The sequence below is a fragment of the Sphaerisporangium sp. NBC_01403 genome (assembly GCF_045040145.1).
GTDB classification, from domain to species: Bacteria; Actinomycetota; Actinomycetes; order Streptosporangiales; family Streptosporangiaceae; genus Sphaerisporangium; species Sphaerisporangium viridialbum.
Genome location: NZ_CP109534.1, coordinates 3,292,034 through 3,316,185 on the forward strand (window position 1 = coordinate 3,292,034; position 24,152 = coordinate 3,316,185).

The window sequence follows — 24,152 nt, forward strand, 5'->3', positions numbered from 1 at the left end:
CCCCTGTCAGCTCATGTCGTAGGTCGTGCGGCGGTTGAAGTAGCGGACCTGCGCCAGCGTGACCACCAGGATGATCAGGAAGAGGACCATCGCCAGGGCCGAGGCGTAGCCGAAGTCGAACTCCCTGAACGCGGTCGCGAAGATCTTGAAGTTGATGACCTCGGTGCTGTGGCTCGGCCCCCCGTCGGTCATCACGAAGACGGTGTCGAATACCTGGAAGGCTCCGATCATGTTCGTGACCAGCACGAAGAACATCGCGGGGTTCAGCAGCGGCAGGGTGATCGTGAAGAACCGCTGCCAGGACGTGGCGCCGTCCGTCGAGGCCGCGTCGTGCAGCTCCTTCGGGATCCCCTGCAGTCCCGCGAGGAAGAACAGCATGTTGTAGCCGGTGTGCTGCCAGATATTGACGAGCGCGACGGCGGGCAGCGCCCACGCGCCGTCGGAGAGCCAGTCGGGGCCCTGGACCCCGGCCAACGCCAGCGCGCTGTTGATGGCCCCGTTGACCGGGTCGAAGATCCAGTCCCAGATGAGGCCCATCACGATCGGCGTGGCGATCCAGGGCACCACGAACAGGGCGCGGAAGACCTTCAGGCCCTTCACGCGCTGGTTCAGGAGGACCGCGAGGCCGAGCGCCAGCACGGTCTGCAGGGGCACGCAGAGCAGCACGTACAGCACGGTGACGCCGAGCGAGTGGCTCACCGAGGGGTCGGCGATGAGCTTGCGGTAGTTGTCGAGGCCCGTGAACGCCGGGTCGGACAGCAACTGCCAATCGAAGAAGCTGAGCCCCGCCACGATCAGCACGGGGAGCAGCAGGAACGCCACCACGCCGAACAGGCTGGGCGCGACGAACAGGTAGGGGTACCAGCCCGTGAGCCGGCGGCGGCGCGGCGCGGGCGGGGCCGCCGTCCTGCCGGGCGGCGCCTCGTGCCGGGCCGCCTCGACCTGTGCCGCGCTCACGACGTCTCCGGCCCGGCGCCGGGTCCCGTACCCCACGGGGCCGCGAGGCGCGCGGGCCCGGACGGTCCAGGCCGGGTGGCGGTCATCAGCCGCCGGGTGGTCGCGAGGCCCCACTCGTCGAGGGCGGCGATGGGGTCGCTCGCGCCCCGCAGGCCCCCGCTGGACTCGACGTGCGCGGCCCATTCCTCGCGGGTCTCGACCTCGGGCCGCACGATGAGGCAGTCGGGGTCGTTCACCCACCATCGGGCGTGCAGGAACTCGCGGGCCTCGCCGGTGAGCCGGGCGCCCAGCTGGCTGGGCTGACTGATGTCTCCGGCGCGGGGCAGCCGCCTTGGCGCGGTGTCGGGGCTCACCCGCATGATGTCGACGAGCCCGAGGCTCGGCAGCAGGGGCGCCCCGCATCCGTGGATCACGGCCTCGGGGCCGGTCGCCTCCCTGATCAGCTCCAGGCCGCGCCGGTAGGCCGTGATCGGGTCGACGTCGTCGTGCCGGCGGCCGCGCATGGCCCCCGCGTAGCAGTAGTCGAGCTTGAAGTGCGTGATCCCTAGGGCGGTGAGCTCGCGGAAGACGGTGGCCAGGTGCTCGGCGGCGGCCGGGTGGGTGACGTCGAGCACGGCGAGGTCCTGGTCCCACATGTGCCCGGCGCTGACGCCGGGGACCGTCCAGTCCGGATGCTCCTCGAACAGGCGGCTGTTCCTTCCCACGAGGTAGGGGGCCACCCAGATCCCGGTGCGCCTGCCGCTGTCCGCGATGGTGCCCACGGCCCGCTCCAGGGAGCCGAACGTGGGCCGGACGTCGAGCCAGTCGCCGATGCCGGTCTCGTAGCCGTCGTCGATGAGGAAGAGGTCGACGTCGATGCCGTGGCGGTCGGCGAGGGCGAGGTTCTCGGTCACGTCGGCCTCGGTGATTTTGTCCCAGTAGCCGTACCAGGTGCACCAGAGCGGCGGGACGGCCGAGATCGCGGGGGCGAGGGGCCAGGCCATCGTGTCGGCCCATCCGGCGAGCACGGAGTCCAGGGGGCCCTCGACCCGCCAGTGCCGCACGGGGCCGTCGGCCGAGATGACGAGGGTGCCGCCCGCCCGCCGCGCCCTGATGGAGGGCACGGCGAGGTGGCCGGGGGAGGACCAGACGTGCACCGGTCCCCCGTCGCCGGGGTCGACGGCGAGCAGGCCCTCGCCCTGGAACACGCCCTGCGGCACCGGGCTCTCCGGCCGGTAGGCCAGTACCTGGATGTTGGCGTCGGCCGCCCGGGGCGGCGTCTCATCGAGCCGGTAGGTGCCCGACGGGCTCCACGACTGCCATCCGTGCTCGAAGACCAGGGCGTGCCGTGCGTCGCACGCGATCTCGCCGACGTCCGTGAAATCCGCTCGCGACATCAGCTCGTCCTCTCACTTAGGCCTAGTTACGAAGGAGTCCATCATTAGTAGCATCGCGCCACCGGAGGGTCAACGATGGGTTTTTTCGGTAAATCCGGGGTTTTCGCGGTCTTCCACTCCTCGTTACCGCTGGCATAATCGAGACTTATCGAGGAGACCTACATTAGGGACCGTCCATGTCCAACCCTCCGCCGAGCGGCGGCGACCTGTCACGGCTACGGCGGCTCAACTCCCTGGCGGCGATCAGGGCCCTGCGCGGCGCCGAGCCGCTCACGCTGTCGGTGCTCGCCGAGCGGACCGGCCTGTCGCGCCCGTCCACTAAGGACGTCATGGACGAGCTCGTCGGGCTGGGCTGGGTCGAGGAGGTCCACCCGGTCAGCGGGACGATGGGGCGCCCTGCCCGGCGCTACCGCTTCCGGGCCGACGGCGGCCACGTGGTGGGGGTCGACATAGGAGCCCACAAGGTGCTGGCGGCGCTCGCCGACCTCGACGGCAACGTCCTCGCCGAGACCCGCCACACCGTCGACCCCGACACCCCGACAGAGGTGCGGCTCGACGCCATCGACAAGGCCGTCTCCGGCTGCCTGGCCCTCGCCGGCCTGGCCAGGGAGGACCTGTGGGCGCTCACCGCGGGCACCACTGGCCTGGTCGACCCCGAGGGCCGCATCGCGCTGTCGACGGCCATCCGCAACTGGTCCGGGCTCGACCTCGCCGGCCGGCTCGCCGAGATGTTCCCGTGCCGGGTGCTGGTGGAGAACGACAGCAAGCTGGCCGCGCTCGCGGAGTGGCAGCGCGGCGTGGCCCACGGGGCGAGGGATGTGCTGTTCCTGCACGCGGGACGGCGTACGGGCGCGGGGCTGATCGTGGGCGGGAGGCTGCACCGCGGGTTCGCCGGGTCGGCGGGCGAGATCAGCCTGCTCCCCCTCTCGCAGTGGGCAGCGGGCTCTGCGCCCCTCGACGACAGCCCCGTGGTCCCGGCGGGGACGCCGCCGCAGGACGCGGCGAGGTATGTCCTGTCGGCTGCGCGTGACGGGAACGCGGCGGCGATGGAGTCGGTCGAGCGCTACGTCGAGGTGCTCGCGCTCGGTGCGGCCATGATGGTGCTGACCGTCGACCCCGAGCTGGTCATCCTGGGCGGGAGCTTCTCCCGGGCCGCCGACGTGCTGCTGCCGCCGCTGCGCCGCCGCCTGGCGGAGGTGTGCATGCGCACGCCCGAGCTGCGCACCTCCACCCTGGGCGACGAGTGCGTGGTGCTCGGCGGCATCGGTTACGCCATCGACCACCTGGACAGCCAGCTCTTCGGAGCCGAGGGCGGTTCGGCCACCTCGCTCCCCCAGCACGCCGACGCGAAGGTGACCTCGATCGCGTCGCACTGACCCGGGATCGGTGCGACGCGCCGGGTGATCGACTGGAAATCACTGGAACTCAAGGGAACTGTTGGTACGCTCCGGGCGTGAGTGAATCGCTGGACGATCTCGAGGAGCGCATCAACGCGCTGCGCGGTGAGATCCGGCAGGCCATGCGGGCCCGCGAGAGCGCCCTCGCCAGGTCGCTGCGCGCCGAGCTGCGAAGGGCCGAGCGGGCGTGGGACCTTGCGCTCGCCGCCCACGAGCCCGCCCACGATCCCGCGCGCGAGGAGGAGGACGAGCCGCCGCCCGGCTCGCTGCTCCCCGTCCGCGAGCAGGTCCACCAGGCGCTCACCCTGCTCGGCGTGCCCGCCGCCGCCAAGATGATCGTGGCGGTGCACGGCGCCCTGCGCGCGGGCTCGCTCAAGGGCACCCAGCTCACCTCCCTGCGCAGGGACGAGGAGCGGTCCTTCCGCACCTCGCCGTTCGCCCGGCCGTACTACCTGTGCGCCGCGCTGACCGACCGGCTCTCCGCCTCCCGGGGGCTGCTGGCCGTCAGCACCTGGCCGCTGGAGCAGCGGGTCGTCGGGCCGCTGAGCCCCCGCGTCGACTTCCTGACCACCGCGATCCGCGTGGCCGGGCACATCATGCGGCTGGCGGAGACCGGTGAGCCGACCCCGCCGAGCGCGCAGCGGCTGCTGTCGCGGCTGGCGCAGAACGTCCCGGGCGCCGAGCCCGACCCCGCGCTCGTGGTCAAGGCGGCCCGCGCGGAGCTGGAGGTGCACGCCGCCGCCGACGCGGCGGCCCGCGCCGAGATCGCCGGCCGCGCGCGCGACCGGCTGCGCGACGCCGAGCGCCTGTTCGGCGGCACCGTGCTGGCACTGGCCCAGAGAGAGGCGTGAGGTGGACCGACTCGACCGGCTGCGCGGCCCGGTGCCGCCGCGCCCCCACGACGCCCGGGCCATCGCCGCCCTGGCGGCCAACCCCGGGTGCGCCCGCCGCGCCGTGCTGGACGCCGCCGGCATCGACAAGGACGCCACGGCCACCCATCTGGGCTTTCCCGCCCCGTTCGGCCAGTCGCCCTTCGCCATCAGCCGGGGCAACGTCTTCGAGGCGCTGGTCAAGGAGAGCGGCTGCGCCGAGCTGCTGAGGCTGCTGCGCGAGCTCCTCGGCCTGCCGATCCCGCTCGCGGCGTACACCGACCTCGGCGACATCGGCGGCAACCCGTCCGCGCACCTGCGCCACTCCCACACCCGCAGGCTCATCGACGCCGCGGCCCGTGACGGCGACGACGCGGGCACGCTCTACGACCACCCGCTGCTGCGGCTGGACATCGCGGGCCACAGCTCCTACCTGGAGCCGGACGTCGTGACGTTCCGGCTGGGCGGCCGGTTCCACATCGTGGAGATCAAGTCGTTCGCCGTCGTCGACGGGCAGGCCGAGCCGGACAAGGTCGCGGCGGCGGCCCGCCAGGCCGCCGTGTACGTGCTGGCGCTGAGGAACCTCCTCGCGGAGCTCGGCCACGACCCGGAGCGGGTGTCCCACGACGTCGTGCTGGTGTGCCCGGAGAACTTCGCGAACCGCCCGGCCGCCACGCTGGTGGACGTGCGCAGGGAGCTCGCCGTGCTCAGGAGGCAGCTCGCCCGCATGACCCGGGTCGGCGCGATCGTGGACGCGCTGGAGCCCGGGCTGACCTTCGACCTGGCGCGCGACTCCGAGGGAGTGCCGACCCGCCCGGTGGCCGAGCTGCGTGACGCGGTGCGCGGCGTCGACGCCCGGTACGCGCCCGACTGCCTGTCGACCTGCGACCTGTGCTTCTTCTGCAGGGACGAGGCCGCGGCCGGGGGCTCCACCGACCTGCTGGGACGCCAGGTCCGCGACGCGCTCGGCGGGGTGGCGACCGTGACCGAGGCGCTGGGCCTCGCCGACGGCTCGCTCACCCCCGGCGAGGGCCAGGAGGAGATCGCCCGCCTGCTCCGCCTCGCCGACCGCATCTACGCGGAGGTCTCGTGAGCACGCCCGTCCATGAAGATCCGAGACTCACGGGGGTGTCGTGAGCACGCTCGCCGCGCTCGCCCGCCTGCGCGCCGTCCAGACCGGCACGGCGCGTAGGCTCGCGACCGTGCGCCACTGCCACCTGTCCGAGCGGCCCATGGTGTTCATCCCGCTCCGGCTGGCGGGTGAGGCGGCGGCGCCGCTGGCCGCGATGGCGGGCACCGATCCCGCCCATCCCCGGCTGCTCGTGGTGCCCCAGCCGCGCGACCGCGACCTGCGGTTCGCCTTCACCGCCGAGCTGGCCGAGATCCTCCTGCCGTACGTCGAGGGCCTGCAGAAGGCCACGGAGACGGTCGAGCGGCGCGGCGCGGAGCCGTACGAGCGCTGCGTGGACGCCCCGCAGCTGATCGTGCCCAACCGCGGCGCCGTCGCCTTCGTCCACATGCTCGGGCGCTCGACCCGCTTCCGCCGCGCCGAGGGGCCGTACGCCGTGCACCCGTCGGTGCCGGTGCTCGGCCGGTGGCTGACCTTCCTGGCCCAGCGGGCTCAGTACCCCGGCTCGTCCCTGCTGCTCGCGGCCACCGAGGCGCTCTCCCTGCACTGGGCGACCGGGCAGAGCGCGCTGGAGGACGCGAACCTCGCATCCCTGGTGTGCTGGATCGACCCGGCCCCGGGCATGAGCGGCGCGAGCGCCGCCAGGGAGGCGGAGGACCCCCTGCTCTGGCCGCCCGCCGGGCCCGCCACCGACCCCGGCTTCGACACCGAGGTGCTCGCGCCCGCCATCCGGGCGTACGAGGAGACGCGCGGCGAGCGAGCGGCGGCCCGGGTCGGCGAGGCGGTGCGCTCCCAGCTCGAACCCACCTGGCGGCTGATGTGGCGGGCCGTCGAGCTGCTCGGCACGCTGCCCGCCGGGCCGGGCGCCGCGGCGCGGTGGGAGGCGGACCGGGCGTCCTTCACCAACTTCGCCGCCCAACTCGCCGAGGGAGGCCCTCCCCAGCCGAAGCGGGACAGCGCGGTCGGCGCCGCGTCGCGGCTGGCCCGCATGGAACGCGCGCGGGCCTCCTACGACGCCCAGCGGGCCTACGACGATCCCCTGGTCATGGCCGCGTACCGCCTGACCGGCGAGGCCTTCGCCGGCACGGTGCTCGCCACCGATCCCGACCACACCGAGGGCGAGGGCCGGGGGCGCAAGCTCAGGCCGCTGCTCACCGTGCGCACGAGCGATCCGGTACGGCTCGCGCCCGGCGCCCGGCTCGGCACGCCCGAGCGGCGCGGCCAGCAGGCGGAGGTCGTCGAGATCGCCGGCGAGCACGTCACGTTGAAGATCGTCAAGGGGATGGGCCGCGGCAAGGCGGCGGCGCCGGGCGCCGTGCCGGAGGTCGGCGAGCGGGTCTGCTACGCGGCCCTCACCGACGAGTTCCAGCCCCCGCCGAGCCTGCCCGCGCCCGAGGACACCCCGTGGACGCACGGCGGTCCCCCGCCCGAGCACGTACCGGCGGAGGAGCCGGAGGAGGAGTGGTCATGAGATCACGAGGAGCCGGTACGGACGCGCGCGGACCGCGCCGCACCCGGCGGCGCCCATGACGGGCGAGGACGTCTCCCCGGCGGTGGAGGCGGCCACCGTCGTCGACGCCGTGCTCGCCGACCTGCCCAGGCACCGCGGCGTGGTCGTCGACTCGCCTCCGGGCGCGGGCAAGTCCACGCTGGTGGTCAGGGCCGCCGGGCACCTGGCCGCCACCGGCGAGCCCCTGATGATCATCGCCCAGACGAACGAGCAGGTGGACGACCTGATCGTCCGGCTGGCGGCCGAGCATCCCACCCTGCCGATCGGCCGGCTCTCCGCCGCCGACTACGCCGTGCCGCAGAGGGTCGTGGGCAAGGCGAGCGTGGGCACCAAGCTGCCCGATCTCGGCGACCCGGCGGTGGTGGTCGCCACCGCCGACAAGTGGGCATGGATCGGCGACCGCAAGTGGCCGTGGGCGATCGTGGACGAGGCCTACCAGATGCGCTCGGACAAGCTGCTGCGCATCGCGGGGCTGTTCGAGCGGGCGCTGTTCGTCGGCGACCCCGGCCAGCTCGACCCGTTCTCGATCGTGGACGGTGACCGCTGGGCGGGCCTGTCGTGGGATCCGCTGCAGAGCGCGGTGGCCGTGCTCCTGCGGCACAACCCCGACCTTCCCGTGCACCGGCTGCCGGTGTCCTGGAGGCTGCCCGCCTCGGCCGCGCCCGTCGTGTCGGAGGCCTTCTACCCCTACACCGGGTTCAAGGCCGGCACCCGGCCCGGCGAGCGGAGCCTGTCGTTCGCGGTGGGCGGCATGCGCACGGCGTACGACGCCGCGCTGGAGGAGGCGGCGGCGTCCGGCTGGGCGCTGTACGAGCTGCCGAGCCGCCACACGGTGCGCACCGACGCCGAGGCCGTCCAGGCCGTGGCCGTGCTGGCCGCGCGGCTGCTGCAGCGCGCGCCCGTCACGCTCTCCGAGCGGGGCGAGCGGCCGGTCACGCCCGACCGCATCGCGATCGGCGCGGCGCACCGCGACCAGGTGGCCGCGATCCAGGCCGCCGGACTGCCCGCCGGCGTGACCGTGGACACCGCCAACCGCCTCCAGGGCCGGGAGTACGACGTGACGATCGTGCTGCATCCGCTGTCGGGGCGCAGGGACGCGACGGCCTTCCACCTGGAGTCCGGACGGCTGTGCGTGCTCACCTCGCGGCACCGCCACGCGTGCGTCGTGGTGGCCCGCGCGGGCATCCCCGAGCTGCTCGACGCCCATCCGTCGTCCGAGACGGTGCAGCTGAACGTCCCTGTGAAGTTCCCCGACGGCTGGGAGGCCAACCAGGCGGTGCTCGCCCACCTGTCCAAGCACCGCGTGGAGGCGGCACCGCTCCGGTGAATACCCGCTCGGCGGGCAGGGCGCCGGCCGCGAAGCCGGCGCGGGCCTCCAGCAGCGCGTAGGAGCGTCACCACACCCCCGGCTGCCCCCCGCCCCTGACGACCGCCGCACGGCCGTCCCACTGGCCCACCACCGGGCGGCCCTCACGCCGGCCCTGGACGGGACGGGCCGCGGCCTCGCGCTCGCCCGCCGGGCGACCGTCACGCCGGGCCGGGAGAGCTTCCCGCTGGGCCGGAGGGCTCTCGGCCGGGACGCCCCGCACGCGGCCCGCCGCGGCCGCGGGACCTTCTCGCCGGTCGGCGGCCGCTTCTCGCCGGCCCTCGGCGGTCGCCGGGCCTTCCTGCCGGTCGGCCGCGCCGAACTCCGGCTCGGGACTCGTGGTCGAGGCCATCAACGCCAGGCAGATCAGCGTCATCACCGCGATCAGTATGAGGGCGAGTCCCGTGAGCATCAGAACGGCCAGCATGGTGTAGGCCGTGCCGATGAGCGCCATCATCGCCCATCCTCCTCGTGTGTTGTCGCGGTGGGACACGTGCCCTCGATGAGCGCGCTCACACTTCCTTCTACGCAGGTGAAAGAACTGATTCTCCTGCATACGAACGATGCTCGGCACACCCGGCGGGACCGGCGTGGCGACGGTGACGGGGCGCCGTCACGCCCCCGGCATGCCGTCCAGGCGGCGCAGGATCACGCCCTCGCGCAGCGCCCACGGGCAGATCTCCAGCTCGCGTGTGTCGAACAGGTCCATCGTGGCCTCGGCCACGACCGCGCCCGCGAGCAGCTGGGGCGCGCGCCCCGCCGAGACCCCGGGCAGCGCGGCGCGCCGGGCGTTGCTCATCGTGGCGAGGCGCTCGGTCCACCGCGACAGGTCGTCGCGGCCCAGCACCCGCTTGACGTAGGAGCCCTCGCCCGACGGAGCGGCCCCGGCGATGCGGGCGAGCTGCTTGAAGGTCTTGGACGTGGCCACCGCGTGGTCCGCGCGGCCGTACTTCACCACGTCGCCGACGATCCTGCCGATCTCGGCGCGCACCTGCCTGCGCATGCTGCGCACCTCCTCGGGGGGAGGCGGGTCTGCGCTGAACCACCGGCGCGTCATCCGCCCCGCGCCGAGGGGGAGCGAGACCGCCACGTCGGGCGCCTCCTCGATGCCCGAGGCGATCTCCAGGGACCCGCCGCCGATGTCCAGCACCAGCAGCCGCCCGGACGACCAGCCGAACCAGCGCCGCACGGCGAGGAAGGTCAGCCGCGCCTCGTCCTGCCCGGACAGCACCTGGACGTCCACGCCGGTCGCGGACCGCAGGCGGGTCAGGACGTCCTCGCCGTTGATCGCCTCCCGCACGGCCGAGGTGGCGAAGGCCATGATGTCCTCCACGCCCTTGTCCTCGGCGATGCGCAGCGAGTCCTCGACGAAGCGCAGCAGCTCGCGCTCGCCCCCGGGCGACAGCTTGTCCCCCTCGTGGAGGTGCTCGGCGAGCCGCAGCTCGACCTTGTGCGAGTACGCCGGCAGCGGCTGCGCCCCCCTGTGGGCGTCCACCACCAGGAGGTGCACCGTGTTGGAACCAATGTCCAGGACACCAAGTCGCATGAGCAGACGCTACTACCCGCGCGGATTCGCCCAGAAAGATCCCTCCCCCATAGCTTGAGGACTTTGTTGCCCGATTCGGTTCACGCTGCCAACCCGAGATCAGCGCCAAGTCGTGCCAGGTGAGAGGCTCGGGTGCCGCGGATGGGGGTGTCGGTCCACCAGGCGTCCAGGCGGATGAGGTTGAGGGCGGAGGCGGTGAGAACGTGGGCGAGCCGGGTCTTGGTCAGGCCCCGGTAGCGGGTGGTGCGGATCCGTCCGGTGCGGATGGCCTGGGAGATGGTGCCCTCTACTCCGGCGCGGATGTTGTAGCGCTGCTTCCAGGCGTCGGTCTGTTGTTCGGCTCGTTGCTGGTCCAGGGCTTGTTGCGACGGCTGGGACAGCAGGGTCAGGCTGCGTCCGTAGCGATGCCCCCTCGCGCGTGTGCACTGTTCGCGGACCGGGCACGGGCCGCAGTCGCGGGCGTCGAAGTGGACCTGGGTGATCGGGGTGCCGCTGGGTTTGTGCTGGTCGGACCAGCTGATGCTGGTGGCACCGCGCGGGCAGATCGCGATCTTTGCGGTCCAGTCGATGGTGAAGGCGTCCTGGCCCAGCCCGGTGGCAGCCTGCCAACTGGTGTCGGCCCCGACCGGCCCCACCAGGTCGATGCCATCGCGGTCACGGGCGTTGACCAGCAGGGCGATGCTGATATATCCGGCATCGACCACATGCTCACGGGGCCGGAGCCCGCGAGCGTCCAACGCTTGGTGGATCTCTTCGGTCATCTCCGCATCGCCGCTCGCTGCGTCTGTGGTGAGCACGCCAGTGATCAGGTGCGGGGCGTCGGGGTCGCAGGTTTCGCTCAGATGGACCTTGTAGCCGACCCAGCCCGAGCCGCGTTTCTCGCCGTAGCGGGCATCGGTGTCATACGGCGTGGCCAGGCGGATTTTCCCTGGCGGGAGGTCTTTGCCCTCCCGCCAGCGCACCCCCTTCTCGTCGCGGTGATACTGCTGGATCCAGGCCAGGCGCAGGATGTTCACCGCCGGGATACGGCGCAGCCAGACCGGGGCGCCGGCGGCGTGAACCGCCTCCAGCAGGGCGAATCCGTCGGTCCCGACGGTGAGGGCCCAGCGGGTGCGGGCATCGGCGCCTTTGGGGAAGCGGTAGCCATCTATCCGCGCTCCGTAGCGTTCGATCCACTCCGGCGCCACCACCCCCGCCAGCCAGTCCGGCGCAGCGGCGGCCAGCGCCTCCAGCGCAGCTCGCAGGCTCTCCCCGACGAACTCCATCCGGTTCAGCATCCGCGCCGAGGCGATGACGTGGGTGGAATCGGTCCGCTGACGGCCCCCGGCGCTCAGCAGTCCCGCCTCCTGGCAGCGGGCCAGCAGTTCATCCAGCAGGCGCTGCCCTTGCCCATGCTCGATCAGCCGGTCGCGGAACTGCGACAGCACCGAGAAGTCGAAGCCCGGGTCGGTCAACTCCAGAGCCAGAGCGTACTTCCACGAGATCTTGTCCCGCACCGCGTCAGCAGCCTGCCGGTCGGTCAGGTTCTCGGCGAACGCCAGGACCGAGACCAGCGCCAGCATGCCCGGCGACAGCCCGGGTCCACCGCGCACGGAGAACGCCTCGGCGAACTGCGCGTCGTCGAACAGCGAGCCCAGCTCATCACGGACCCGCATCGCCAGGCATCCCTTGGGGAACGCGGCGCGCGCGACCTGGGCGGTTGCCTCGGGTACCGGACGGGCAGGTTGGGGGCGCAGAGACATGGCAGATCTTCCTCCACCTTCTCCGCGGCCCAAGTAACCCCAGACTGCGTCAGCAATCAACGATCATCAACCGAATCGGGCAACAAAGTCCTTGAGTAGGGGACTACTCATGCGCCCGCCGCCGTGGACCGGGAACCTGAACGGGTCCACCCTTCACGCGTTCACCACCGGCGGCGGCCCATGAGCACGATCCACCATCCCGGCACGGCCAAGGCCAGGCAGACGGACGCCGCCACGCGGCGGTACGAGGAGACCACGGGCCCGCGCGAGGCCAACCTGCGGCAGCGGCGGGCGGAGGGCCTCACGATCCTCGACGGGGAGCACCAGCTCGCCGCCCGCGCGCAGCGCCTCCTGCGCCGGGGCGACCTGCCCGTCGCCGCGGTGGCCCGCGTGGTCGCCGAGGGCGTGCCCTCCGGCCCGCGCCTGCTCGAACAGATCATCGGCGAGTCCAGCGAGCTCCAGGCGGTCAACTTCCTGGCCCGCGGCACGCGCGCCGCCGCGACCGTGGCCAGGATCTCGCTGAACGACGGCGGCCGGCTCCTTCCCCAGGGAACGGGCTTCCTGGTGGGCCCGGCGCTGCTGATGACCAACAACCACGTGCTGGCGAACCAGGAGAGCGCGCGTGACCTCGTCGTGGAGTTCGGGGCCGAGGTCAACCTCGACAACGAGCCGGACATCCCGGTGCGGTTCCGGCTCGAACCGGAGGCGTGCTTCCTCACCGACCAGCATCTGGACTTCACGCTGGTCGCGCTGAGACCTGGCGCGGACGGCAGGCGCGCGGGAGAGGTGTTCGGCTGGAACCGCCTCGTCGCCCAGCAGGGGAAGGTGGTCATCGGCGAGCCCGTCAACATCGTCGGGCATCCCAGCGGGCGGCTGAAGGAGATCTCCATCCGGCACAACGAGCTGTCCCTGCAACTGGACGACTTCCTGCACTACACCAACGACACCGAGCCGGGCAGCTCCGGCTCCCCCGTCTTCAACGACCAGTGGGAGGTCGTCGCCCTCCACCATTCCGGCATCCCCCGCCTGGACGAGCAGGGCCGCTGGATCCGCAAGGACGGGCGGCCCTGGGCGCCGGGAGACGGCGACGACGCCGTCGACTGGGTGGCCAACGAGGGCGTGCGGGTCAGCGTGATCCTCGCCCGCCTCGCCCAGCTCCGTCCCCCCGCGCCGGCCCAGGCCCTGCTGGCCGAGATGGGCCCGGCGGCCGGGCTCACCGCGTCCCCCGCCTGGACCGAGGCGCTCGGAGCATCCGCCGGGGCCTCGAAGGTCTCCGGGCTCGCGGGACGCCCCTCCGCGTTCGGCGGCACCGGCCGCCTGGTGTTCGTCCACGGGCGCAGCCAGGAGGGCAGGGACCCCGAGGCCATCCGCAGGGAGTGGACCGCCGGGCTGAACAAGGGCCTCACCCTGGCGGGCGCTCCCCTTGTCGACCCCGGAGACGTGTGGCTCCCGTTCTACGGCGACCGCTTCCTCGACGCGGTGACGGCACTGGAGGCGGCGCCGGTGCTCGCGGGGGCGGTCACCGACAACGTCGCCGCGGCCCTGGCCCCGTCGTCCCCGACGACCCGGCTGCTGTACGAGCAGCTGATCGCCGAGGCCGCCGCCAAGGCGCGCATGCCCGCCGACAGCGTGAGCGAGGGGCTCACCACCCCGCTGCAGCGGATGCTGAGCTGGCTCGCGGCCACCACCAACCTGGACCGCTTCCTCATCGCCAAGATCTTCCGCGACGTCGCGGCCTACCTCGACAACCCCGACATCAGGCGCACGGTGCTGGACGCGGTGTGCGAGACGCTCCCCGCATCCGGTCCGATCGTGCTGGTCACCCACAGCCTCGGCACGGTGGTGGCCATGGACCTGCTCACCCGGCTCCCCTCCACGCTGGAGGTGCCGCTCCTGGTCACCGCGGGCAGCCCGCTCGGCCTCGACACCGTGTACACCCGCCTGCTCTCCGGCGGCCCCCACCGCCCCGCCCAGGTGACCCGCTGGCTCAACGTGTGGAGCCCGGCCGACCCGGTCGCGATCGGGTGCCCGCTGCGCGACGACTGGAGCGGTCCCCTGGAGGAGGCGGCCGTGGACAACCCGCTCGAACGCGCCCACCTGATCGAGGAGTACCTCGCCCACCCCGCGATCGCCCAGGTCATCCGCGAGACCCTCACCTGAGGTGTCACCCTCACAGGGGAAGACGTCCCGCTCCCGAGCGTCGCGGCACCGCTCTCAGAAGGACCGGACGCGGTGGGCCTTCACATGGGCCGGAAAAGGTCGGCGTGGTGGGCGACGTGGTCGCGGTCGGTCAGGTACAGCTCGGCGTGCCCGTCGGCGACATGGCGGGCGAAGGCCTCGACGCCCGCTTCCGCCCGCTCGTACATGTGGTCGACCATCGCCCGCAGCCGCTCTCCCACCATCTCGGGCAGCGCGGCCCTGCCCGCCTGGTCCACACCGTACGCGTCGCACAGCAGCCGCAGCCGCCGCGCCTGCTCGTCCACCGGGAGCATGGCCTCGCCGTTCCCCACGGCGGTCAGCGGGACGAACCGGTACGCGGCGTAGGCGACGTCCCACAGCCGGGGGCCGGGATGGGCGGTGTCGAAGTCGATGAACGCCACCGGCAGGCCGTCGCGGAAAACGCAGTTGTACGGGGCGGCGTCTCCATGGCAGACCACCTCGACCGGCTCGCGTGCCGGGAAGTACCAGACCGCGTCCTGAGGAGAGACGAAACCGGCGCAGGCGTCGTGGTAGCCGCGCAGGAGCGCGGCCACCGCCGCGAGCGAGGCGTCGCTCCACGCGTACGCGGGCAGAGGGTAGTGCGCCACCTCACCGGGAACGAAGTCGAGCACCTCTCGACCCCGCTCGTCGAACCCGTGGACACGCGGCGCTCCGGCGAAGCCCCGGTCCGCCAGGTGGCCGAGCAGCCGATGCACCGCCGGCGTCCAGTCCCCCACAGGCCGCCGAACCGTCCCCCCAACCCGCACCACCTCGTTCACTCCCCCACCGGCCAGCCTCTCCTCGATCACCCGGCGGACACCACCTCTCGAACGCACACTTGGCGCCGTCGATCGCCTGCTGGGCGATCACGCGAGTGCCCGGGGTGGTGGTCGAGTGGGTCTCGTACACGAGCTCGACGGCCACGGCGGCTCCCGGGTGTGGCGGAGGGCGGTCATCCTCCGAAGGCGACCACGGCGATGGACACCAGCAGGAATACCGCACCTGTGCCCGCGAAGACCATTCCTAGGAGGTTTCCGCCCAGGAGGCTGTCGACGCGCATACGGGCCGGGTTGGCGGGGTCGTACAGGACCGCCACCTCGCCGCCGACCGGGGCCACCGGCGGGCTGCTCCCGACGCTGGTCTCGACCTCGACGGGCCGGCCGCTCACCGTCGTGAACCTGATGGTCGGGTAGTAGACGGTCCCCTCGCTGGAGTGGCTGGGGCGCAGCCGTACGACCTGACCGGGCACGCGCTGGGCGATCCGGCGGAAGTCACGCTGGGACATCAGCATCCCGGTGCCGATGCCGCCGAAGATCAGGGCGACGAGGCCGAAGACGAGCACGAGCCAGGCGGTGGTGGACACACGAACTCCTTGTTCCGCAGGGGGGCGCCCCCACGCTAGGAGCCCGGCCTTGCGTGCGACTTGCCATGCCCTTGACGGCCCGACCGCCCCATGGGCGGCGGGTGGGACGAGGACGGCCGTGACCACGGTGGTGGTCACGGCCGTCGGGGTGAGGCGGCGGGAGGGCGTCAGTCGAGGGCGCCCACGGCCGCCGTCTCCTTGGCGGGGTCGTCGCCGGACCCGGAGGCCGGGGCCGCGGCCGCGGGGCCGCCGCGCAGCGGGATCTCCTTGACGAAGGCCGCCAGCAGCGGCACCAGGATCGCGAAGAGGATGGCCCAGAAGAACACGCTGGAAATGGAGGAGGCCAGCGACTCCAGGAAGCCGATCCTCACCTGGGCGGGGAGCTTGGCCAGCGACGCGGGGTCGAGATGGCCGCTGCCGCCCTGCGCCATCTGCGCCGCCTGCGGGCCGAGCTTCTCGGTCAGGTTGGACGTGAGCTGGTTGTTGAAGATCGCTCCGAAGAGCGACACCCCGAACGATCCGCCGATGGAGCGGAAGAAGGTGGAGGCGCTGCTCGCCACGCCCAGGTCCTTCTGCTCGACGCTGTTCTGCGCGATCAGCATCGTGGTCTGCATGAGACCGCCCATGCCGAGGCCGAGGACGGCGATGAACAGGCCGGTCTCCCAGCGGGTGGTGTTGACGTCCTGCAGCGAGAGCAGCCACATGGCGACCGCCATCAGCGCGCCGCCGACGATCGGGAAGATCTTGTACTTGCCGGTCTTCGTGATCGCCTGCCCGACGAAGAGCGAGACCACCATGGCCGCCGCCATCATCGGGAGCAGCAGAAGGCCGGAGTTGGTCGCCGAGGCGCCCTGGACGGTCTGCTGGAACAGGGGCAGGAAGTTGATCGCGCCGAACATCGCGAAGCCGAGCAGGAAGCCGATCAGCGAGATGAGGGTGAAGTTGCGGTTCTTGAACACGTGCAGGGGCATGATCGGCTCGGCGACCCGGCGCTCGACCGGGATGAAGGCCGCCAAGGTGACCACGGCGACGGCCACGAGTCCGAGGATCTGCCAGGAGCCCCAGGCGTACTGGTTGCCGCCCCAGGTGGTGATGAGCACGAGCGCGGTGATGCCCACGCCGAGCAGGCCCGCGCCCAGCCAGTCGATGCGGTGCTCCGTGCGGTACTTCGGCAGGTGCAGCCGGAACACGAGCCAGATGAAGGCCACGGCGCCGATGGGCAGGTTGACGTAGAAGGCCCAGCGCCAGTTCAGGTGGTCGGTGATGAAGCCGCCGACCAGCGGGCCCGCGATCATCGCGAGCGACATCATCGCGGCCATGATGCCCTGGTAGCGGCCACGCTCGCGAGGCGGCACGAGGTCACCGATGATGGCCATGGCGTTGACCATGAGGCCGCCCGCCCCGAGACCCTGGATGGCGCGGAAGCCGATGAGCTCGCCCATGCCGCCGGAGGTGCCCCCGAGCAGGTCGGACCCGGCCATGCCGCACAGCATCGAGCCGACCATGAAGATGGCGATCGACGCCAGGAAGATCGTCTTGCGGCCGTAGAGGTCGCCGATCTTCCCCCAGATCGGCGTCGAGACCGTGGTGCCCAGCACGTACGCCGTGACGACCCAGGAAAGGTGTGCCAGGCCGCCGAGCTCGCCGACGATGCGCGGCATGGCGGTGCCGACGATCATGTTGTCCAGCATGGCGAGGATCATGGCGAGCATGAGCCCCGGCAGGACCACCATGACCTCCCGCCGACGCCCTGGAACGGGTTCGGCCGCGGTCTCCGTCATTCTTTTACGCCCCCTTGAGAGTGCTTACTTACTTGCCGACCGGCTAGTGACTATACTCCAAGGTAGATAACTTACTTGCCGACCGTCAAGTTAATTAGGGGATACAGGGAGCGTCTGAGAGGCCATGAGGGAAACCACCGACACGCGTGCTCGCATCCAGGAGATCGCCCTCAAGCTCTTCACCGAGCAGGGCTACGAGGCGACATCGCTGCGGGAGATAGCGGAGTCCCTCGGGGTGACCAAGGCCGCGCTTTACTACCATTTCCGGACCAAGGATGACATCGTGGCGAGCCTGGCCGAGGACCGGCAGGCCATGGTGGAACGCCTGATCAAGTGGGGGCAGGAGCAGCCCCGCACGATCGAGACGAGGCGGGAGTTCGTCAGGCGCTACGCCGACCAGCTCTACGGCGGCCACCACCACGCGTTCATGAGGTTCATGGAGCGCAACCAGACGGCGCTCCGCGACCACCCCAAGGTCGAGAAGATGCGCAACCTCATGACCAGCCTCGTGGGGATCCTGTGGGACGAGGGCGACTCCACGGCGCAGCGCCTCAGGAGCTCGATGGCGATCTTCACCCTGCACGCCGCCTGGCTCCTGCTGAAGGACGAGGACCTCGCCGACGAGGAGCGCAAGGCCGCGGCCCTGGAGGTCGCCCTGGAGCTCATCGAGCGCTGCCCCGCCGCCGGCCACTGACGGGGCTCGCGCCCGGGTCACTCAGGTGAGATGAGCTCGTACAGGCGGCTCCCGCTCGTTGGCGGCGACGATGGTGCGGCCGAGGACGACGCTCATCGCACGGCTCCGTTGACGAAGACGTCGACGAGCTCGCCCATTCCGGCGGGCGCCGTGCCGGCCGGGAATCGCGGGCGGCTGAACAGCATGCCGAGGAAGATCGCCGCGAGGCGCTCGGGCGGCAGGCGGAGGGACTCCCGCTCGGGCTCGAACAGGTCGGCGAGGGCCTCCACGGTCTGGGTCACCGAGGCCTCCCGGCCGAGCCCTCCCTCCCGTTCGTGGCCACCGCCGCCGCCCGGCGCTGAGCCCTCGCCGCCCGCGCTCGCCTCTTCGACCTCCCCGCCGGGCTCCGCGCCGCGCTGATGGGGGCCGGGCCTGCCGCGCCGCAGGCCCGAGGCGTGGAGCGCGCCGATGACCGACCCCATGCGTTCGAGGTGGGCGCTCAGCGCCTCCGCGGCCTCGGTGAGCCGGGCGGCGAGAGGCTGGTCGAGCGGCACGGCCGCGATCTCCTCCAGCGCGTGAGCGGGGTTGAGCGCTTCCAGCACGCAGGCGTTCAGGAGCTCCTCCTTGTCGGCGAACACGCGGAAGATCGTCGCCTCTCCGATGGCGGCGGCCTTGGCGACCTCGGCGGTGGTCACGGCGGCACCGCGCTCGGCCACCAGAGGTAAGGCCGCCTTGACGATCATGTCGCGCCGCTGTTCCGGGCTCATTCCCGGCGCCCTGCGCTGGACTTTGGTGTCTGTCATACCGCCAACGGTACGGAGTGAGTACTCACTCCGTCAAGCGATTATGGCGTACGCCGGAGGCGGAGCCAGGTCAGAGGGGGTTTGAACGGAGACCTCCGAGGAAGCGGAACAGGGCGGTGCCCACCGTCACCGCTCGCGCGGGAACGTCCGTAGGACGTCCATGTCATCACTGCCGGTCGCGTCAGCGGGTTCGCGACCCGGTAGGTCCCAGAAGGAGGGCCAAAGGTTGAGCATTTCCGGCTACGGCCGAGCGGCGAGGTGGCCTCGCCTGACCACGCGCTCCTGGTTCAGCGGCACCATGGCGATCATGACACTGCTGCTGGCCGTCTCCGCCGGGCTCGGCACCTGGGCGCTCGACCGCACCACCCGGGCCTCCGACGAGCTGATCCAGCGCATGACCCCCGCCCTACTGGCATCCGAGCGGTTGCGAAGCGCCCTGCTCGACCAGGAGGCCGGTGTGCACGGCTACGTCCTCAGCGGGCGCCAGGAGTTCCTCGCCGGCTTCGAGCAGGGCATCGCGCAGGAGCAGGCCGCCGTCGCCACCCTGAGGCGGTCGATCACGGCCGGCTCGCCGCTCGCCGACCTCGGCGAGATCGAGACGCGCGCCGACGCCTGGCGGTCGGGGTACGCGCGACCGGTCCTGGACGCGGTCGGGAGGCAGGGGCCCGGCACGGTCGGGCTCGTCCAGGTGGAGGACGGCAAGGCCTCCTTCGACCTGATCCGCGCCGCCCTGGCCCGCCAGGCGGACAACCTGTCGCGGGCGCGGACGGCGGCGACCGTCGAGATCGGACGGGCGCGCCTGTGGCGGAACACCGTCTTCGCGGCCATCCTGGCGATGTTCGTCCTCACGCTCGTCTCGGTCGCCCTGCTGCTCCGCTACGCCGTGCTCCGTCCCATGGACCGCCTCGGGGCGGCGTCGCGGAAGGTCGCCGACGGTGACTTCGGCCACGCCATCGACATCAGGGGGCCGAGCGACATCACGATGCTCGCCGCCGACGTCGACGCCATCCGGCGGCGCATCTCCGCCGAGCTCGCCATCTCGCGCGACGCCCAGCAGCGCCTGCAGGAGCAGGCCGACCTGCTGAGCGAGCAGGCGGAGGAGCTGCGCAGGTCCAACTCCGAGCTGGAGCAGTTCGCCTACGTCGCCTCCCACGACCTCCAGGAGCCCGTGCGCAAGGTGACGGCCTTCTGCCAGCTGCTGCAGCGCAGGTACGCCGCCCAGCTCGACGAGCGGGCCAACGAGTACATCGGCTTCGCCGTGGACGGCGCCAGGAGGATGCAGTCACTGATCGCCGAGCTGCTGGCGTTCTCCCGGGTGGGGCGCGAGCAGAGCGAGCACGTCCCCCTGCCGCTGGACCAGCCCCTCGACCGCGCCCTCGCCAACCTGGAGACGCTGACGGAGGAGTCCGGGGCCGTCGTCGTACGGCCCGAGCTGCCCGAGGTCCTCGGCGACCCCAACCTGCTCACCATGCTGTGGCAGAACCTCATCGGCAACGCCGTGAAGTTCCGCTCCCCCGACCGCGCACCCGAGGTGCGGATCAGCGTCGCCCGCGCCGGCGACTTCTGGGAGCTGTCGATCGGCGACAACGGCATCGGCGTAGAGCCGCGGTTCGCGGAGAAGATCTTCGTGATCTTCCAGCGGCTGCACAACCGGCAGGACTACGAGGGTACGGGCATCGGCCTCGCCCTCTGCAAGAAGATCGTCGAGTACCACGGCGGGCAGATCCACCTCGACACCGAGCGCGGCGAGGGCACCCGTTTCGTCTTCACGCTGCCCGCCTCCGACGCCGCGCACCGCCCGGGCCTCACCGTGCCGGACGCCAGGGCCCCCGGAGCCGCGTACGCTCCCCCGCGATGACCCGGAGGCGGCGCTCTTAGGTCTGGACGTACACCAGCGGGCCGGGCGCGACGGCGGCCTGGCCGGCCATGGCGCCCGCGACCCAGGCGGTGAACTCCTCCACCCGCGCGACGTCGACCCCGACCTGGACGGCAACGTCCGCGCCGTAGGAGACGTCCCGCACGGCGTGGCCGGACGCGCGCAGGTCGTTCTCCAGCCGCCCGGCCTGGGCGTGCCCGACGCGGACGGTCATGACCCGCGCGGGGACCATGGTGAGGATCTCGGCCCGGTCGAGCGTTTCGGCGACGGCGCCGCCGTACGCCCGGGCCAGGCCGCCCGCGCCGAGCAGGATGCCGCCGAAGTACCGGGTCACCACCGCGATCGTGTCGGCGAGGCCGCGCCGGTTCAGCACCTCCAGCATCGGGATGCCGGCCGTGCCGGAGGGCTCGCCGTCGTCGTCGGCCCGCTGAATGCGCCGGTCGCCCCCGATGACGTACGCCGAGCAGGTGTGCCGCGCGGCGTGGTGGGCCTTCCTGCGCGCGGCCACGAAACCGGCCGCCTGGCCCTCCTCGGTCACCGGCATGAGCGCGCAGATGAACCGGGAGCGCCTGACCTCGATCTCGTGCTCGGTGAACGCGCTGACGGTGAGGTACGGCTCGGCCATGCGCACAGGTTAGCGCCGGTCCGCCCCCCGGCCCCCGGCGCTCCCGGGGTCGAAGAGGTGTTCGCACCGCCCGTAGGATCGGAGGCATGTACCGGGGGAAGATCGACGGCCTCTACCGCTGGCCCGTGAAGTCGCTGCGCGGGGAGCGCGTCGCCTCCGCCCGCCTTGACCACCGCGGGATGGCGGGCGACCGGGCGTACTCCCTGGTCGACGAGCGTCCCGGCCGCGAGGGAAACCTGCTCACGGTGCGGCAGATCCCGCGAATGCTCGCGTGGGAGGCGGCCTACCCCGCCACCTGCGACGGCTCCCCCGAGCCGCCCGGCCCTCCCGTGCTGTACTCCGCGGGCGGCGCGGCGTGGGCCTGGGACGATCCTGACCTTCCGGCCGCGCTGTCGGAGGCATATGACATCCCGCTGTCCCTTTACGCGGCGGACGGGCAGCAGGATCGCGGGCCGACGGTCCTGGTCACCTTCGAGGCCTCGCGTCTCGGCCTGGAGGAGGAGCTGGGGGCGGCGGTCGACCTGCTGCGCTTCCGCCCCAACGTGCACCTGCTCGGCGACGCCCCGGCGTTCGCGGAGGAGTCCTTCGGCGAGGGGGCCACGCTCTCCGTCGGAGACGTGGTCCTGGCCGTGACGGGCGACCATACCGGCCCGGCCATCCGGTGTGTGGTGCCGAGCTGGGACCCTCACGGGCGCGAGCGCCTGCCCGAGCTGCAGAAGCACCTGATCACCGAGCACGGGAACAAGTTCGGCCTGATGACGCGGGTGGTCCAGCCGGGCACGGTCCATGTCGGCGACCAGGCGTCGATCGAGCCCGGCGGCGTCGCCCGGCGGCCGTGAGCGAGCCATAGGCGCGGCCCGCCCTTTCTTGGCGGCCTGCTCAGAGCCCGGCCTTTCTTGGCGGCCTGCTCAGAGGGAGGAGGGCCTGCCGCCCGCTCCGAAGTGGGTCTCGTGTGCCCAGAGGTGGGCGCATCCCGGGCACTGCACGTGCAGGACGCTCCCGGTGGTGCTCAGCAGGTAGCGCCAGTGGTCCCGGCAGTTGCGGCCGGTGCCGCAGTCCGTGCAGTCCCTGTCGTCCAGGCACCGGGGGCAGGAGATCCAGGCTCGACGGGCGATGTCGGCGTGGGGGTCAATCGGAAGCACGGCCCGCCTCTCGTCGCGGGAGCACGCCCTCGGCCACGAGCATGTCGTAGGTCGCGCGCTGCTCCTCGTCGAGATCGGAGTAGAGGAGGTCGTACGCCTCCTCTTCCGCTCGCATGACCGCCACGGGGTCCCAGTCCGGGCCCAGCGCGGCGACCACCTCGGCCCGCCTGCGCGCCTCGTGGAGCGCGAGGTCCATCTCGAAGACGATGTGCGCGCGACCGCTGCCGTGGCTCATGAGACGACTTCCCGTAGAACGATGAACAGAGATGAGGTGATCGGCGGGGCACCTCGCCGCTCAGCCACCGTGGGGACGGGGCGGAGCCGCCTGCCTTTTGATCACCGAGGGCCTCCCTTGGCGCGGAAGGCCCCATACGGACGCTTTCATGTCCGGTTAAATACCATATGTCGCCTATGGGCAGTTTAGGGTTCTACGGGAAGTAAAGTCAGGTGATACTCGTCACGGCGTCCTGCACTTGCCGCTCCGGCAGTTCGCGCCGCGTGCGCACGGGAGACAGGAACACCGGCAGGAAGGCCACCGCGAAGAAGGCGCCACCCACCCACAGGGTGGTGTGCACCGTGACCAGCTCCCCGATCAGCCCGGCCACGGCGGCGCCGACCGCGAGCGCGCCGGTGAGCAGGCAGCGGAAGGTGGCGTTCATGCGGCCGAGGAGCGAGTCCGGCGTCATGCGCTGCCGCAGGCTCACGCCGAGCACGTTGTCCATGCCCGTCTTGAACATGGCGATCAGGTAGCCGGTCGCCGCCACCCACAGCCCGGGGCCGTCGTCGATGAACAGCGGCACGAGCAGTCCCGCGGGCGCCGAGCACAGGCCGACGAGGCCGAGAGCGCGGCCATAGCCGAGCCGCACGGCGACCGGGCGGGCGCAGCGGGCGCCGAGCAGCAGGCCCGCTCCCCCCACGGCCCAGAACAGGCCGAGCGCACCCGCAGGGAGGCCGAGCTCGCGGATGAACAGCACCGGGAGCATGGTGTTGACGATCTGGGAGCCGAGGTTGTTGAGGGCCGCCGTGAGCGCGAGGGCCCGCAGCTCCGGGTTGCCGAAGACGTGACGCACTCCCTCGGCGACCTGTGCTCCCAGCCTGGTGGACCGCCCGGGGAGAGGCGGGGGCGGTGCGGGCGTGCGGCGCATGGCGGTGAGCCTGAGGGCCGAGGCCAGGTGGCTCGCGGCCGTGAACGCCACGGCCACCGGCGCCGTGAGCACCTGGACGAGCCCTCCGCCCGCGCTGCGCCCCGCCACGTTGCCGACGGCTATGAGGCTCATCACGGCGGCGTTCGCCTGGACGAGGCCGTCGCGGCCGACCAGTCGCGGCAGCACGCTCTGCGAGCCGACGTCGAAGAAGACCGTGGCGCAGCCGTTCAGCAGGACCACCGCGTACAGCTGCCCGAGCGTGAGGGTGCCCAGCCACCAGGCCAGGGGGACGGAGGCGAACAGCCCCGCTCGTGCCAGGTCGGCGGCGATGAGCACACGCCGGTGGCGCATCCGGTCGACCCATGCCCCTGCGGGCAGGCCGATGAGGAGGAAGGCGACGGTGCTCAGCGTGGCGAGCGCCCCGACCTGACCGGGGCTCGCGTCGAGCGCGGACACGGCGATGAGCGGGACGGCGACATAGCCGATGTTCGTGCCGAGCTGACTGAGGATGGAAGCGGTGAACAACGTGCGGAAGTCGGCGATCCGCCATGGAGAGATGATCACCCTTCGCCTCCCTGCTCAGCCGGCCGACATGAACGTTGCCGGAGACGACCCGACAGGACAAGTGCAAAGTCATGCACATACTTTTAAGC

Annotated in this window: 22 protein-coding genes; 9 read left to right on the top strand and 13 right to left on the bottom strand. The window is 72.1% G+C overall.

Annotated elements, in window-relative coordinates; genetic code table 11:
- Window positions 1–6 precede the first annotated feature (6 nt).
- Together OG589_RS15270 and OG589_RS15275 are read right to left on the bottom strand one after the other, a co-directional pair.
- Entirely contained in the window at window positions 7–957 is a 951-nt protein-coding gene (locus OG589_RS15270; RefSeq protein WP_405149625.1) for a carbohydrate ABC transporter permease, read from the bottom strand.
- Entirely contained in the window at window positions 954–2,333 is a 1,380-nt protein-coding gene (locus tag OG589_RS15275; RefSeq protein ID WP_405149627.1) for a glycoside hydrolase family 36 protein, read from the bottom strand. Before OG589_RS15275 ends, OG589_RS15270 begins: the two co-directional genes overlap by 4 nt.
- A gap of 176 nt (window positions 2,334–2,509) precedes the next feature.
- Here OG589_RS15275 and OG589_RS15280 point away from each other — a divergent pair, with 176 nt between their 5' ends.
- The 5 genes from OG589_RS15280 (at window position 2,510) to OG589_RS15300 (ending at window position 8,565) form a co-directional block, all read left to right on the top strand.
- On the top strand, window positions 2,510–3,709 hold the full coding sequence (locus OG589_RS15280; RefSeq protein WP_405149629.1) for an ROK family protein: 1,200 nt from the start codon (window positions 2,510–2,512) through the stop codon (window positions 3,707–3,709).
- 77 nt (window positions 3,710–3,786) lie between these two features.
- The gene (locus OG589_RS15285; RefSeq protein ID WP_405149630.1) at window positions 3,787–4,581 is read left to right on the top strand and encodes a hypothetical protein; all 795 of its coding nucleotides are present in this window, start codon (window positions 3,787–3,789) and stop codon (window positions 4,579–4,581) included.
- 1 nt (window position 4,582) lies between these two features.
- Window positions 4,583–5,692, top strand: coding sequence for a hypothetical protein (locus OG589_RS15290; RefSeq protein WP_405149632.1), 1,110 nt, complete (start codon window positions 4,583–4,585; stop codon window positions 5,690–5,692).
- A gap of 40 nt (window positions 5,693–5,732) precedes the next feature.
- On the top strand, window positions 5,733–7,199 hold the full coding sequence (locus OG589_RS15295) for a hypothetical protein (protein WP_405149634.1): 1,467 nt from the start codon (window positions 5,733–5,735) through the stop codon (window positions 7,197–7,199).
- 55 nt (window positions 7,200–7,254) lie between these two features.
- Window positions 7,255–8,565: an AAA family ATPase gene (locus tag OG589_RS15300; protein WP_405149635.1), complete on the top strand. Its 1,311-nt coding sequence runs from the start codon at window positions 7,255–7,257 to the stop codon at window positions 8,563–8,565.
- 67 nt (window positions 8,566–8,632) lie between these two features.
- Here OG589_RS15300 and OG589_RS15305 read toward each other — a convergent pair whose 3' ends face one another.
- The 3 genes from OG589_RS15305 to OG589_RS15315 form a co-directional block, all read right to left on the bottom strand.
- Window positions 8,633–9,061, bottom strand: coding sequence for a hypothetical protein (locus tag OG589_RS15305; RefSeq protein ID WP_405149636.1), 429 nt, complete (start codon window positions 9,059–9,061; stop codon window positions 8,633–8,635).
- A gap of 156 nt (window positions 9,062–9,217) precedes the next feature.
- Window positions 9,218–10,150 (bottom strand): Ppx/GppA family phosphatase, encoded by a 933-nt coding sequence (locus OG589_RS15310; RefSeq protein ID WP_405149637.1) that lies wholly within the window; start codon window positions 10,148–10,150, stop codon window positions 9,218–9,220.
- Between the two features lie 80 nt (window positions 10,151–10,230).
- On the bottom strand, window positions 10,231–11,892 hold the full coding sequence (locus OG589_RS15315) for an IS1182 family transposase (RefSeq protein WP_405145096.1): 1,662 nt from the start codon (window positions 11,890–11,892) through the stop codon (window positions 10,231–10,233).
- 180 nt (window positions 11,893–12,072) lie between these two features.
- Between OG589_RS15315 and OG589_RS15320 the strand changes: the two genes are divergently transcribed.
- A complete protein-coding gene (locus tag OG589_RS15320; RefSeq protein WP_405149638.1) occupies window positions 12,073–14,052 on the top strand; it encodes a trypsin-like serine peptidase in 1,980 nt (659 codons plus the stop codon).
- 80 nt (window positions 14,053–14,132) lie between these two features.
- On the opposite strand, the gene OG589_RS15325 is transcribed toward OG589_RS15320, so the two are convergent.
- The 3 genes from OG589_RS15325 to OG589_RS15335 all read right to left on the bottom strand — a co-directional run bounded on the left by OG589_RS15325 (window position 14,133) and on the right by OG589_RS15335 (window position 17,235).
- Window positions 14,133–14,900, bottom strand: a complete 768-nt coding sequence (locus OG589_RS15325) for a phosphotransferase (protein WP_405149640.1) — start codon at window positions 14,898–14,900, stop codon at window positions 14,133–14,135.
- Window positions 14,901–15,043: 143 nt separating this feature from the next.
- Complete coding sequence (locus OG589_RS15330) at window positions 15,044–15,454, bottom strand: DUF3592 domain-containing protein (protein ID WP_405149642.1); 411 nt, start codon at window positions 15,452–15,454, stop codon at window positions 15,044–15,046.
- A gap of 167 nt (window positions 15,455–15,621) precedes the next feature.
- Complete coding sequence (locus OG589_RS15335; RefSeq protein ID WP_405149643.1) at window positions 15,622–17,235, bottom strand: MDR family MFS transporter; 1,614 nt, start codon at window positions 17,233–17,235, stop codon at window positions 15,622–15,624.
- Between the two features lie 124 nt (window positions 17,236–17,359).
- On the opposite strand from OG589_RS15335, the gene OG589_RS15340 reads away from it, so the two are divergent.
- Window positions 17,360–17,929, top strand: coding sequence for a TetR/AcrR family transcriptional regulator (locus tag OG589_RS15340; protein WP_405149644.1), 570 nt, complete (start codon window positions 17,360–17,362; stop codon window positions 17,927–17,929).
- 92 nt (window positions 17,930–18,021) lie between these two features.
- On the opposite strand, the gene OG589_RS15345 is transcribed toward OG589_RS15340, so the two are convergent.
- Entirely contained in the window at window positions 18,022–18,711 is a 690-nt protein-coding gene (locus tag OG589_RS15345) for a TetR/AcrR family transcriptional regulator (RefSeq protein WP_405149645.1), read from the bottom strand.
- Window positions 18,712–18,937: 226 nt separating this feature from the next.
- On the opposite strand from OG589_RS15345, the gene OG589_RS15350 reads away from it, so the two are divergent.
- The gene (locus OG589_RS15350; RefSeq protein WP_405149647.1) at window positions 18,938–20,569 is read left to right on the top strand and encodes an ATP-binding protein; all 1,632 of its coding nucleotides are present in this window, start codon (window positions 18,938–18,940) and stop codon (window positions 20,567–20,569) included.
- 16 nt (window positions 20,570–20,585) lie between these two features.
- Here OG589_RS15350 and OG589_RS15355 read toward each other — a convergent pair whose 3' ends face one another.
- Entirely contained in the window at window positions 20,586–21,212 is a 627-nt protein-coding gene (locus OG589_RS15355; RefSeq protein ID WP_405149649.1) for a YigZ family protein, read from the bottom strand.
- Window positions 21,213–21,298: 86 nt separating this feature from the next.
- Between OG589_RS15355 and OG589_RS15360 the strand changes: the two genes are divergently transcribed.
- Entirely contained in the window at window positions 21,299–22,051 is a 753-nt protein-coding gene (locus tag OG589_RS15360; protein ID WP_405149651.1) for an MOSC domain-containing protein, read from the top strand.
- 69 nt (window positions 22,052–22,120) lie between these two features.
- Here OG589_RS15360 and OG589_RS15365 read toward each other — a convergent pair whose 3' ends face one another.
- The 3 genes from OG589_RS15365 to OG589_RS15375 form a co-directional block, all read right to left on the bottom strand.
- On the bottom strand, window positions 22,121–22,354 hold the full coding sequence (locus tag OG589_RS15365) for a hypothetical protein (protein WP_405149652.1): 234 nt from the start codon (window positions 22,352–22,354) through the stop codon (window positions 22,121–22,123).
- Window positions 22,341–22,589 carry a DUF6400 family protein gene (locus tag OG589_RS15370; protein WP_405149653.1) on the bottom strand — a complete coding sequence of 83 codons (249 nt, stop codon included), beginning with the start codon at window positions 22,587–22,589 and terminating at the stop codon, window positions 22,341–22,343. Before OG589_RS15370 ends, OG589_RS15365 begins: the two co-directional genes overlap by 14 nt.
- A 208-nt stretch (window positions 22,590–22,797) precedes the next feature.
- Window positions 22,798–24,063, bottom strand: coding sequence for an MFS transporter (locus tag OG589_RS15375; RefSeq protein WP_405149654.1), 1,266 nt, complete (start codon window positions 24,061–24,063; stop codon window positions 22,798–22,800).
- Window positions 24,064–24,152 lie beyond the last annotated feature (89 nt).